Source organism: Saccharopolyspora sp. 6M, from assembly GCF_020176775.1.
In the GTDB taxonomy this organism is placed as follows: Bacteria; Actinomycetota; Actinomycetes; order Mycobacteriales; family Pseudonocardiaceae; genus Saccharopolyspora_C; species Saccharopolyspora_C gregorii.
In genome coordinates, this window is record NZ_JAIUJZ010000057.1 from 56,559 (window position 1) to 68,332 (window position 11,774).

An 11,774-nucleotide genomic window follows, 5' to 3' on the forward strand; every position below is an offset into this window, starting at 1 on the left:
CGCCGTGCGTTCCGGGGTGGGGTGCCCGCGCCGCGGCGGCGGTGCTGCGGTAGGCATCGGGGCGTGGTGGACGAATTCGCGGCGGTGGTCCTCGCGGGCGGGAGCTCCCGCCGGCTCGGGGGAGTGGACAAGCTCGCGCTGAGCACCGGTGGCCGCACCTTGCTGGCGCACACCGCGCTGGCGGTGCGCGACGCCGACCCGGCGGTGCTGGTCCTGCCGGGGCGGCCGGTGCCGGTGCCGGTGCCGTGGGCGCGGGAGGATCCGCCCGGGTCGGGTCCGCTCGCCGGGCTGCACGCGGGGCTGGGGGAGGTCCCGTTCGAGCGGGGCCTGGTCGCGGTGCTGGCCGCCGATCACCCGGGGCTCTCGGCCGGGACCGTGGCGCGGCTGCGCGCGGCGGCGGCGGAGTCCGGCGCGGTGCTGGTGGACGCGGACGGCGCGGTGCAGTGGCTGCTGGGCGTCTGGCCGGTCGCCGTGCTGCGCGCGGCGATGCCGGAGCAGGTTCGGGACCGGCCGGTGCGCGCGTTGTTCGGCGCGCTGCACCCGGCGCACGTCCCGGCGGTGGGGGCGGAGGCGGCCGACGTGGACACCCCGCAGGACCTGCACCGCCTGGGCTGAGCGCCCCGGGTCCCGCTGCGAGGGGCCCGGGTGGCGCCGCGCCCGAACGATCAGTGGGTGCGTGAGCGCAGGAGTGCGCGTCCGGATATTCATTGGATCGGTAGCTTCAGTGTCGACTGAAATCAATCCGGCCGCACGGCCTCGCCTTCCGCCGTCCGGCCGAGAACGGCCAGGAGGAGGGAGATCGCTTCACAGGGGCCACACCGCCGGTGCGGTTCACTGCGAACCTGGCCGGGTGCCCCCTCGCGCGACCGGGGCGCGCCCGTGCCAAGATCGCTGCGAAGTGCGCTCGGCGCGCGAGCGCCCACGTCCGCCGAGGCCCGGCGGCCCGGCACCGCGGCGAACGCCCGAAGCGACCAGGGAAGCGAACGAGAGGTGTCGAAGTGACCGAGGCCGGCGAGGGCGGGGCGGCGCCCGCGGACCAGGTGAGCACACCGGCCCGGGACGCGCAGTTGCTCGAACGCACCGTGTTCGAGGTCAAGCGGATCATCGTCGGGCAGGACCGGCTCGTCGAACGGGTCTTGGTCGGCCTGCTGGCCAAGGGCCACGTGCTGCTCGAAGGCGTGCCCGGCGTGGCCAAGACGCTCGCCGTGGAGACCTTCGCGAAGGTCGTCGGCGGCTCGTTCTCCCGGCTGCAGTTCACCCCCGACCTGGTGCCCGCCGACATCCTCGGCACCCGGATCTACCGGCAGGGCAGTGAGCGCTTCGACGTCGAGCTCGGCCCGGTGCTGGCGAACTTCGTGCTGGCCGACGAGATCAACCGCGCGCCCGCCAAGGTGCAGTCGGCGCTGCTGGAGGTCATGGCCGAGCGGCACGTGTCCATCGGTGGCGAGAGCTTCCCGATGCCGAAGCCGTTCCTGGTGCTGGCCACCCAGAACCCCATCGAGAACGAAGGCGTCTACCCGCTGCCGGAGGCGCAGCGGGACCGGTTCCTGTTCAAGCTGCAGGTCGAGTACCCCTCGGCCGAGGAGGAGCGGGAGATCGTCTACCGGATGGGCGTGGCGAGTCCCGAGCCGACGCCGGTGCTCGACGCCGACGAGCTGACCCGGCTGCAGGACGTCGCCGCGCAGGTGTTCGTGCACCACGCGCTGGTCGACTACGTGGTGCGGCTGGTGCTGGCGACGCGCACCCCGAACGACCACGGCCTGTCCGACATCGCCGGGTGGGTGTCCTACGGCGCCTCGCCGCGCGCGAGCCTCGGCATCGTCGCCGCGTCCCGTGCGCTGGCGCTGGTCCGCGGCCGCGACTACGTGCTCCCGCAGGACGTGGTGGACGTGGTGCCGGACGTGCTGCGGCACCGGCTGGTGCTGTCCTACGACGCGCTCGCCGACGGCATCCCGGTCGACCACATCGTCAACCGGGTGCTGCAGACCGTGCCGCTGCCGCAGGTCTCGGCGCGTCCGCAGGCGAACCCGCCGCAGGCGCAGCCCGGGTACGGGCAGGCGCCGGTCGGCCCGCCGCCGCAGTACTGACCCGCGGCCGCGCGCCCATGACCCACTCGACGAACGAGGAGCGATCAGCCGTGCCGGTGAGTTCCGCCCAGGCAGGTGCGGACCGCCCGTCCTGGGCCCCGCCGGAGCTGGAAGGGCCCCGGCTGCACGCCGCGCTGCGCTCGCTGGAGCTGACCGTGCGCGGCCGGCTCGACGGCCTGCTGCAGGGCAACCACCTCGGCCTGGTGCCCGGACCGGGCACCGAGCCGGGGGAGGCTCGGGTCTACCAGCCCGGCGACGACGTGCGGCGGATGGACTGGGCGGTCACCGCCCGCATGTCCGAACCGCACATCCGGCAGACCGTGGCCGACCGCGAGCTGGAGACCTGGGTGGCGATGGACCTGTCGCCGAGCCTCGACTTCGGTTCCGCGGCGTGCGACAAGCGGGAGCTGGCGATCGCCGCGCTGGCCGCGGTGACGCACCTGACCAGCGGTGGCGGCAACCGGATCGGGGCGGTCGTGGACAACGGCACCGGCCCGGTGCGGCTGCCCGCGCGCGGCGGGCTGGGGCATTCGCGCGGGTTGCTGCGCAAGGTCGCCGAGACGCCGCGGGCGGCGGAGGGCACCCGGGGCGATCTGCCGCGGCTGCTGGAGTCGTTGCGGCGTCCGCCGCGGCGGCGCGGGCTCGCGGTGGTGATCTCCGACTTCCTGGGTGAGCTGGACTGGCAGCGCGCGCTGCGCGGGCTCGGTGCCCGGCACTCGCTGCTCGCGGTCGAGGTGCTCGACCCGCGGGACCTGGAGCTGCCGGACGTCGGCACCGTGGTGCTGTCCGATCCCGAGACGGGGGAGCGGCGGGAAGTGCGCACGACACCGGTGCTGCGCAAGGAGTTCGCGGCCGCGGCCGCGGCGCACCGCGAGGAGGTCGCGGCGGCGCTGCGGCGAGCGGGCTGCGCGCACCTGGTGCTGCGAACGGATTCGGATTGGATCGCCGACGTGGTGCGGTTCGTGGTGGCCCGCAAGCGCGGATGGTCCGGAGGAACGGCGTGATGTTGAGCTTGTCGGGTTTCACCGCGCCGTGGTGGTTCCTGCTGCTGCTGGTGGTCGCCGCGCTCGTCGGCGGGTACGTGTGGGCGCAGCAGCGGGCGCGCAAGGAGGCGCTGCGGTTCAGCAACCTGGCGGTGCTGGACCGGGTGGCGCCGAAGCGGCAGGGCTGGCCCAAGCACGTGCCCGCCGCGCTGCTGGCCGTCGCGATGATCCTGCTGACCGTGGCGCTGTCCGGGCCGACCGCCGAGCAGCGCATCCCGCGGAACCGGGCGACGGTCATGCTCACCGTGGACGTGTCGCTGTCGATGATGGCCAAGGACGTCGAGCCGAGCCGCCTGGAGGCGGCGAAGATCGCGGCGAAGGAGTTCGCCGACAAGCTCACCCCCGGCATCAACCTCGGACTGGTGTCGTTCGCGGGCACCGCCACCGTGATGGTGATGCCCACGACGGACCGCACGGCGGTGAAGCAGGCCATCGACAACCTCTCGCTGTCGGAGGCCACCGCGACCGGTGACGGCATCAACGCGTCGATGTCGGCGATCGACTCCTTCGGCAAGATGGTCGGTGGCCCCGGTGGCGCGCCGCCCGCCCGGATCGTGCTGATGGCCGACGGCGGGCAGACCATCCCGCGCGACATGAACGCCCCGCGCGGTGCCTACACGAAGGCGGGGGAGGCGAAGAAGGCCGGCATCCCGATCACCACGATCTCGTTCGGCACCGATTACGGCACGATCGACATCGAAGGCCAGTCGCAGCCCGTGGAGGTCGACGACGAGGCGATGGAGGAGATCGCGGACCTCTCCGGCGGCGAGTTCCACAAGGCCGCCAGCGCCGAGCAGCTGCGCCGCGTCTACGACACGTTGGGCGAGCAGATCGGCTACGAGATCAAGCACACAGACGCCAGCAAGCCGTGGTCGGTGCTGGGTACGCTCACCGCGATCGTCGCGGCGGTGCTCTCGTTGCTGCTGGGGCGACGTCTGCCCTGACGCCGCAGAGCACGGGAGCCCGACGTGAGCAGTGCCGCCGGTGCGGTGGAGTTCCTCCGCGAGTTCGTGAAGTCCCCGACGACGACGGCCGCGGTGGGCCCCAGCTCCCGCCACTTGGCGCGGGACATGGTGGCACCGATCCCGGCCACCGGTGATCCGGTGGTGGTGGAGCTCGGACCCGGGACGGGCGCGTTCACCGAGGCGATCCAGCAGCGGCTCGGCGGCCGGGGCACGCACCTGGCGGTGGAGCTCAACCAGCGGTGGGCGGAGTCGTTGAGCGCCCGGTTCCCCGAGGTGGACGTGGAGTGCGCCGACGCCCGCGCGCTGCCGCGGCTGCTGGCGGAGCGGGGCGTGCGGGCCGACGTGGTGGTCAGCGGGCTGCCGTGGGCGGCGCACGCGCCGCAGGGCGGGGTGCCGCTGATCCGGCTGATCGCGGACTCGCTGACCGAGCAGGGGGCGTTCACGCAGTTCGCGTACACGTGGACGCGGTGGGCGGCTCCGGCGCGGCGGCAGCACGCCGACCTGCGCGCGACCTTCGAGGAGACGGTGCTGAGCCGCACGGTGTGGCGGAACGTGCCGCCCGCGCTGGTGTACCTGGCGCGGCGTCCTCGCTGATCTTCGAGGCGGATGCAGGCCGCGCGAGCGCGCAGGCGGTCAGTCCCGCGGCCTGCGCAGCAGGACGAGCCTGCCGAGCGGGCTGGCGACGATCTGCGGTTCGTCGAACCCGGCCGCGGTGCCCTCGGTGGCGAGGTCTTCGGCCGACACGCCGAACGCGACCCGCTGGCGGCGGTGGAACAGGCGGTCCAACGCACCGCGGGTGCCGGGGTCGTCCTGGGCGGGGAACAGTTCCTGGACCAGCAGCAGGCCACCGGGGCGCAGGGCGCGGCGGATGGCGGCGAGGGTGCCGGTGCGGGCTTCGGCGGGGAAGAACGCCTGAGCCCAATAGCAGACCTCGAAGGCGTCCGCGTCCGGCAGCTCCCGGGCGTCGGTGACGCGCACGTCGAGCCGGTCGGCGACCCCGGCGTCCGCGGCGCGGGCGGTGAGCTCGGCCGCGACGGCGGGGACGACCTCGACGCGGACGGCGCGCAGCCCGTCGTGCAGGGCGAGCTTGGTCAGCAGCGCGCCGCCGACGCCGCTGCCGACGTCGAGCAGCGGGCCGCCCCGCGCCAGGCGGTCCTGGTAGTCGGGCAGGGCCTGGTAGAGCACCTGGTAGAGCTGCCGTGCGCCGTCCTCGGGCCGCACGCCCCAGCCGCGGGCGAGCCGCAGCGCCTGCTCGCCGTCGAGGTCGTGCTGCCGCTCGGCGGGCAGGACGGCTCCTGCGACGCGGTCGCGGGCCAGGTCCGCGGCGTCGAGCACGGTCGGCACGTCGACGCCGGAGGCGCCCGCGAGCAGGGCGTCGAAGGCGGGGGTGAGCCGGAACGCGTCGTCCTGGTGCTGCACGACGCCCGCCGAGGTGAGGGCGGCCAGCACGTCCTCGGTCTGTTCGGCCGGGGTGCCCGTGGCCTCCGCCAGCCGGGCGGCGGTGGTCCCGTCCCGCAGCCGGTCGAGCCAGCCCGCGCGGTGCGCGGCGCGGAACAGTTCGAAGAGCTCCAGGCCTTCCGCCCAGCCCTGCACGGTGGCGCGCGCCGCGAGGGCGGATCGGAGTCCGTCGAGGCCGGACGCTCCGCTGTCGTGCACTGCCGCTCCTCGGGTCCGTTGGGCCGTTCCATGATCGACAGTACTCCGCCGGGGTGCGGTGGCGCGGTTGCGGGCGGTGCGGTCCGGTTCGCGGTGAATGCGACTCTTGTCCGGTGTTCGTGCTGGTCAAGGCGGTGTGGCTGATCGATCCGGTGGGGCTGGTCATGGTCGGTGGGCGTGTCCGCCGAGCCGTGCCCGGGTTACGTTCGTCCGATGGCGGATGAGGTGGTCTCGGGATTGGGTGAGATCCCGCTGCTCGTGGAGCTGGGGAGCGCGCTGCTGCTGTCCAGCCTGGTGGGGCTGGAACGCGAGGTGCGGGCCAAGAGCGCGGGGCTGCGCACGCACACCCTGGTCGGGGTGGGCGCGGCGCTGTTCATGCTGGTGTCGAAGTACGGCTTCGGGGACATGCTGGAGTTCGACCGGGTGTCGCTGGACCCGTCGCGGGTGGCCGCGCAGGTCGTGTCGGGCATCGGGTTCATCGGCGGCGGATTGATCTTCGTGCGGCGGGACGTGGTGCGGGGGCTGACCACGGCGGCGACGGTGTGGCTGGTCGCGGCGATCGGGATGGCCTGCGGTGGTGGCCTGGTGCTGCTGGCGTCGGCGACGACGCTGGTGCACTTCCTGGTGGCGGTGGGGTATCCGCGGCTGCTGCAGCTGCTGCGCGGGGTGCTCCGGGAGCCGCAGATCGTGCGGGTGGGCTACCTGGACGGGCACGGGGTGCTGCGCGAGGTGCTGACGCTGTGCACGAGCCGCGGGTTGAAGGTGCTGGACCTGCAGGTGGAGCGCGAGGACACCGACGACGAGGACCAGCGCACCGCCGTGGTCGCGGTCCGGCTGCAGGGCAAGCAGCCGGTGGCCGGGCTGGTCGAGGAGATCAACGGTTTCCCCGGGGTGCTGCACGCGGCGGTCGGTGACTCGGCGGAGGCGGGGATTTGAGCGTTCTGTCTGTCTTTCCACTCCGGTTGCGGGGCGGGTCGGGTGGCGGAACCTCAGCGGCTTCCTCGCTGCCCGCTTTTCGGTGCGGCCGCGATTTCTGATGTATGTCCAACACACGGCGAAATCGCTGTCCTCGCGAGGAAGCCGCTGAGAACCCGCGGGTGGTCGTTCTGCGTAGGTGGTCGGCGGCTCAGCGGCTTCGCCGCTGACAGGAACAGACGAAAGTCCCGCGGGCAGGTTCGAAGGCAGCGGTGAGGTTCCGTTTCGCCCATCCCGCAAACGGGAGCGGGATCTATCCGTCGAGGGCTCGGCGGACCAGGGTGGCCAGGTGAACCGGTTCGACGTCGGTGGCCTGGCGGATCTGCAACCGGCAGCTGAAGCCGTCGGCGACGACCGAGGTGCCGGGTTCGGCGGCGCGCACCGCGGGCAGCAGGGCCTGCTCGGCGCAGTCCATCGACACCTCGTAGTGGCCGCGTTCGAAGCCGAAGTTCCCGGCGAGGCCGCAGCAGCCGGCGTCGAGGACCTCGGCGTCGGTCCCGGTGGCGGCGAGCGCGGCCCGGTCGGCGTCGAAGCCGAGCTCGGCGTACTGGTGGCAGTGCCGTTGCACGAGCGCTTTGCCGCCGCCCGTGCGCTGCCAGCGCTCGCGGGTGGGTTCGACGTGTTCGGCGAAGGTGCGGGTGGCCGCCGCGAGCGCCCGCACGTCCGGGTCGTGCGGGGCGAGTTCGAGGGCGTCGCCGCGCAGGAACGCGGTGCAGCTCGGTTCGAGCCCGATCACCGGCAGGCCGGCGTCGATCCGCGGGCGCAGCAGGCGCGCGGTGCGCTGCACGACGCGGCGGGCGGTGCCGAGCTGCCCGGTGGAGGCCCAGGTCAGCCCGCAGCACACCGGTTCGCGGGGGAGTTCGACGGTGTGGCCGAGGCGTTCGAGGGCGAGGACGGCGTCGCGGCCGATGTGCGGGTCGAAGTGGTCGGTGAAGGTGTCCGGGAACAGCAGCGCGGGGGCGCCGCCGGGGGTGCTCGGGTGTTCGCGGTGGGCCCACCAGGACCGCAGGCTGCGTCCGGCGAGCTTCGGCATCCGCCGCTCGGGCGCGATGCCGCCGAGGCGCTTGACCAGCGGTGCCGCCGGGCCGTCGAGCACCGCGTTGACCAGGCCGGGCGCGACCCGGCCGAGGGCGAGCCACAGCGGCAGGAAGCCCATCGAGTAGTGGGAGGCGGGCCGCGGCCGGTGCCGGTAGTGGTGGTGCAGGAACTCGGCCTTGTAGGTCGCCATGTCGACACCGACGGGGCAGTCGGTCTTGCAGCCCTTGCACGAGAGGCACAGGTCGAGCGCCTCGCGGACTTCGCGGGAGCGCCAGCCGCCGCGGATCAGCGAGCCGTTGAGCATCTCGAACAGCAGGTGGGCGCGGCCGCGGGTGGAGTGCTGCTCGTCCTTGGTGGCCCGGTAGCTGGGGCACATCACCCCGCCTGTGGTGTTCAGGCACTTGCCCATGCCGACGCAGCGCCTGCTGGCGGGCGCGAGGTCGCCGCCGTCGGCGTGCAGCGCCAGCTCGGTGCGGGTGGGGATGTTCGGCGGGGCGACCAGCAGCCGCAGGTCGGAGTCCACGGGCCGGGGCCGCACGATCTGGCCGGGGTTGAGCAGGTCGTCGGGGTCGAAGGCCGACTTGAACCGCTCGAACGCGCCGATGATCTCCGGCGGGTACATCCGGGACAGCAGCGCCGAGCGGGCCCGCCCGTCACCGTGCTCGCCGGAGACCGAACCGCCGTGGGCGACCACGAGGTCGGCCGCGGCCTCCAGGAACTCGCGGTAGCGGGCGGCGCCGGGGCCGTCGAGCAGGTCGAAGTCGACGCGCACGTGGATGCAGCCGTCGCCGTAGTGGCCGTAGGTGACGCCCTTGCGCCCGAACCGGGCCAGCAGCGCGTCGAACTCGCGCAGGTAGGCGCCGAGCCGTTCCGGCGGCACGGCGGCGTCCTCCCACCCGGACCAGCGCTCGGAGCCGTCGGCCATCCGGGTGGAGTAGCCGGAGCCCTCCTCGCGGATCTTCCACAGCGCGCCCATCCGGGCCGGGTCGGTGTGCACGACGGCTTCGGCGCGGTAGCCGATGGCGCGGCGGACGCGTTCGGCGGCGTTCTCGGCGTCGCGCCGGTCGGTGCCGCCGACCTCGACGAGCAGCCAGCTGCGGCCGCCGGGCAGCAGCCGCAGCGCGGCGGAGGACGGGTTGCGGGCGCGGACCACGTCGACGAGTTCGGCGCTGAGCCCTTCGATGGCGAGCGCGTCGAGCCCGCGCAGCCGGGTGACCTGGTCGGCGGCGGCGTAGCTGTCCTCGAACCCGAGCACGATCATGGCGCGCGCGGCGGGTGTCTCGACGAGTTCGACGGTGGCGCCGAGCAGCACCGCGCAGCCGCCTTCGGTGCCGGTCAGCGCGCGGGCCAGGTGGAACCCGTGCTCGGGCAGCAGCTGTTCGAGGTTGTAGCCGGAGACCCGCCGGGTGAGGTCGGGGAACGAGGCGCGCACCTGCTCGGCGGTGTCGTCGCGCAGCGCCCGCAGCTGCTGGTAGAGCAGCCCGGTGCGGTCCTCGCGGGCGCACAGCGCGTCGAGCTCGGCGGGGGAGGTCTCCCCGACGGTGAGCCGGGTGCCGTCGGAGAGCAGCACGTCCAGCGAGCGCACGTTGTCGACGGTCTTGCCCCAGGCCACCGAGTGGGTGCCGCAGGAGTTGTTGCCGATCATGCCGCCGAGGGTGCAGCGGCTGTGCGTGGACGGATCGGGCCCGAACGCGAGCCCGTGCGGCTTCACCGCGGCCTGCAGGACGTCGAGCACCACGCCCGGTTCCACGGTGGCCAGCCGCCGCTCGGGGTCGACGTCGAGGATGCGGTTGAAGTGCCGGGAGAAGTCCAGCACCAGTCCGGGCCCGCAGGCGTTGCCCGCGATGCTGGTGCCCGCGCCGCGGCCGGTGATCGGCACCCCGCGTTCGCGGGCGACGGCGACCGCGGCGGCCACGTCCCCGGCGTGGCGGGGGTGCACGACGCCGAGCGGCACCTGCCGGTAGTTGGAGGCGTCGGTGGAGTACAGGGCGCGGGTGCCCGGGTCGAACCGGGCGGGTCCGTCGAGCACGTCGCGCAGCGCTGCGGCGAGTTCGGCGGGGTCGGGCTGGGGCGCGGTGGTGGTCGCGGCGGTCGTGGTCAAGCGGGAACTCCTGTCCTGGCCGTGGGCAGGTGCGGTCGGGGATCGCGGTCCGGGATCGCGGCTGTACGCACCGTAGGTCTTCGCGGGGCCGGAAGGCGGTGTCCACTGTCGGCGCGCCACCGCTCTGGCGATCGATTTCTGTTCGGAGCGGATGGGAGGCCGGTACCGGTGAACCGATAATGTCGCGGCTGTTCAGGTGAACGGACTCGGCCGTCGAGGCGCGGGCGTTCACCGCGCAGGGCTTTTCGGGAGGAGATCCACAGTGGGACGGTCCGTTCTGGTGACCGGAGGCAACCGCGGCATCGGGTTGGCCATCGCCCGCGCGTTCCAGGCGGCGGGCGACGAGGTGGCGGTCACCCACCGCGGCTCGGGCGCTCCGGACGGGCTGCGCGGCGTGCAGTGCGACGTCACCGACGCCGAGCAGGTCTCGGCGGCCTTCGACGAGGTGGAGGCCGCGCAGGGCCGCGTCGAGGTGCTGGTGTCCAACGCCGGGATCACCGACGACGGGCTGCTGCTGCGCATGGGGGAGGAGCAGTTCGGCCGGGTGCTGGACGCGAACCTCGCCGGTTCGTACCGGGTGGCGAAGCGGGCGGCGAGCAGCATGCTGCGGCTCAAGCGCGGCCGGATGGTGTTCGTGTCCTCCGTGGTGGGTCTTTCCGGCGGGGCCGGTCAGGCGAACTACGCGGCGAGCAAGGCGGGTCTGGTCGGCCTGGCGCGCTCCATCGCCCGCGAGTTGGGGTCGCGGTCGATCACCGCGAACGTGGTCGCCCCCGGGTTCGTCACCACCGACATGACCGACGCGCTCTCCGAGGAGCGCAAGAAGGAGATCTTCGCCCAGGTGCCGCTGGCCCGGTTCGCGGAACCGGAGGAGGTCGCGAGCACGGTGGCGTGGCTGGCCTCGGACGCGGCCGCCTACGTCACCGGCGCCGTGATCCCGGTCGACGGCGGCCTGGGCATGGGGCACTGAGCGGGTTCCGGCCCGGTTTTCCACCGGCCCGCCGCGTGGCGGGCCCAAGCAAGCACAGCGGAGGAAGTTCGTGAGCGGATTGCTCGAAGGCAAGCGCATCCTGATCACCGGCGTGATCACCGACGCGTCGATCGCGTTCCACGCGGCCAAGATGGCGCAGGAGCAGGGCGCGGAAGTGGTGCTCACCGGGTTCGGCCGGATGAGCCTGGTGGAGCGCATCGCGGGCCGGTTGCCGAAGCCCGCGCCGGTGCTGGAGCTGGACGTGACCAACGCCGAGCACCGCGACAGCCTGGCCGACCGGGTGCGCGAGCACGTCGACGGCCTCGACGGCGTGCTTCACTCGATCGGGTTCGCGCCGGCGTCCTGCCTCGGCGGTGACTTCCTGGACGCGCCGTGGGAGGACGTGTCCACGGCGGTGGAGATCTCGGCGTACTCGCTGAAGTCGCTGACCACCGCGACGCTGCCGCTGCTGTCGGCGGGTTCGTCGATCGTGGGCATGGACTTCGACGCGCGCGTCGCCTGGCCGGCCTACGACTGGATGGGCGTGGCGAAGGCGGCGCTGGAGTCGACCAGCCGCTACCTGGCCCGCGAGCTCGGTCCGCGGGGAATCCGGGTGAACCTGGTGTCGGCGGGCCCGGTGCGCACGATGGCCGCGAAGTCCATCCCCGGCTTCTCCGGGTTGGAGGAGACCTGGGGCGAGCGGGCTCCGCTGGGCTGGGACGTCAACGACCCGACCCCGGTGGCGCAGTCGATCTGCGCGGTGCTGTCGGACTGGCTGCCCAAGACCACCGGCTCCATGATCATGGTGGACGGCGGGTTCTCCGCGCTCGGCGCGTGAGCCCGGTGGGGCGGGCGCGGGCCCCCCCCCCGCCCCCCCCCCCCCGGGGCCGGCCCCGTGGGGGCGGGCCCGAAGAGGGCGGGGGGTTTGGGTGGGCGGGTGTT

The 11,774-nt window shown here is 73.7% G+C and carries 10 protein-coding genes; 8 read left to right on the top strand and 2 right to left on the bottom strand.

The window, feature by feature from the left end:
* Positions 1–63 precede the first annotated feature (63 nt).
* From LCD31_RS09735 to LCD31_RS09755, 5 genes are all read left to right on the top strand, one after another.
* Positions 64–615 carry a molybdenum cofactor guanylyltransferase gene (locus LCD31_RS09735; protein WP_224957429.1) on the top strand — a complete coding sequence of 184 codons (552 nt, stop codon included), beginning with the start codon at positions 64–66 and terminating at the stop codon, positions 613–615.
* Between the two features lie 383 nt (positions 616–998).
* Positions 999–2,087: a MoxR family ATPase gene (locus LCD31_RS09740; RefSeq protein ID WP_224957430.1), complete on the top strand. Its 1,089-nt coding sequence runs from the start codon at positions 999–1,001 to the stop codon at positions 2,085–2,087.
* 50 nt (positions 2,088–2,137) lie between these two features.
* A complete protein-coding gene (locus LCD31_RS09745; protein WP_224957431.1) occupies positions 2,138–3,091 on the top strand; it encodes a DUF58 domain-containing protein in 954 nt (317 codons plus the stop codon).
* A gap of 2 nt (positions 3,092–3,093) precedes the next feature.
* Positions 3,094–4,074, top strand: a complete 981-nt coding sequence (locus LCD31_RS09750; protein ID WP_224957467.1) for a VWA domain-containing protein — start codon at positions 3,094–3,096, stop codon at positions 4,072–4,074.
* A 24-nt stretch (positions 4,075–4,098) separates the two neighbouring features.
* Entirely contained in the window at positions 4,099–4,689 is a 591-nt protein-coding gene (locus LCD31_RS09755; protein WP_224957432.1) for a class I SAM-dependent methyltransferase, read from the top strand.
* Between the two features lie 39 nt (positions 4,690–4,728).
* On the opposite strand, the gene LCD31_RS29505 is transcribed toward LCD31_RS09755, so the two are convergent.
* Positions 4,729–5,751 carry a cyclopropane-fatty-acyl-phospholipid synthase family protein gene (locus LCD31_RS29505; protein WP_224957433.1) on the bottom strand — a complete coding sequence of 341 codons (1,023 nt, stop codon included), beginning with the start codon at positions 5,749–5,751 and terminating at the stop codon, positions 4,729–4,731.
* 213 nt (positions 5,752–5,964) lie between these two features.
* On the opposite strand from LCD31_RS29505, the gene LCD31_RS09765 reads away from it, so the two are divergent.
* Complete coding sequence (locus tag LCD31_RS09765) at positions 5,965–6,687, top strand: MgtC/SapB family protein (RefSeq protein WP_224957436.1); 723 nt, start codon at positions 5,965–5,967, stop codon at positions 6,685–6,687.
* Positions 6,688–6,979: 292 nt separating this feature from the next.
* Here the strand turns inward: LCD31_RS09765 and LCD31_RS09770 are convergent, their stop codons facing one another.
* The gene (locus tag LCD31_RS09770; RefSeq protein WP_224957438.1) at positions 6,980–9,865 is read right to left on the bottom strand and encodes an FAD-binding and (Fe-S)-binding domain-containing protein; all 2,886 of its coding nucleotides are present in this window, start codon (positions 9,863–9,865) and stop codon (positions 6,980–6,982) included.
* A 262-nt stretch (positions 9,866–10,127) separates the two neighbouring features.
* On the opposite strand from LCD31_RS09770, the gene fabG reads away from it, so the two are divergent.
* The gene (gene fabG / locus LCD31_RS09775; protein WP_224957440.1) at positions 10,128–10,832 is read left to right on the top strand and encodes a 3-oxoacyl-ACP reductase FabG; all 705 of its coding nucleotides are present in this window, start codon (positions 10,128–10,130) and stop codon (positions 10,830–10,832) included.
* A 70-nt stretch (positions 10,833–10,902) separates the two neighbouring features.
* Entirely contained in the window at positions 10,903–11,670 is a 768-nt protein-coding gene (fabI, locus tag LCD31_RS09780; RefSeq protein ID WP_224957442.1) for an enoyl-ACP reductase FabI, read from the top strand.
* The last annotated feature ends 104 nt before the right edge of the window (positions 11,671–11,774 follow it).

Coding starts and splice junctions, on each gene's coding strand:
- LCD31_RS09765 (WP_224957436.1), top strand. CDS start 5,965: ATGGCGGATGAGGTGGTCTCGGGATTGGGTGAGATCCCGCTGCTCGTG.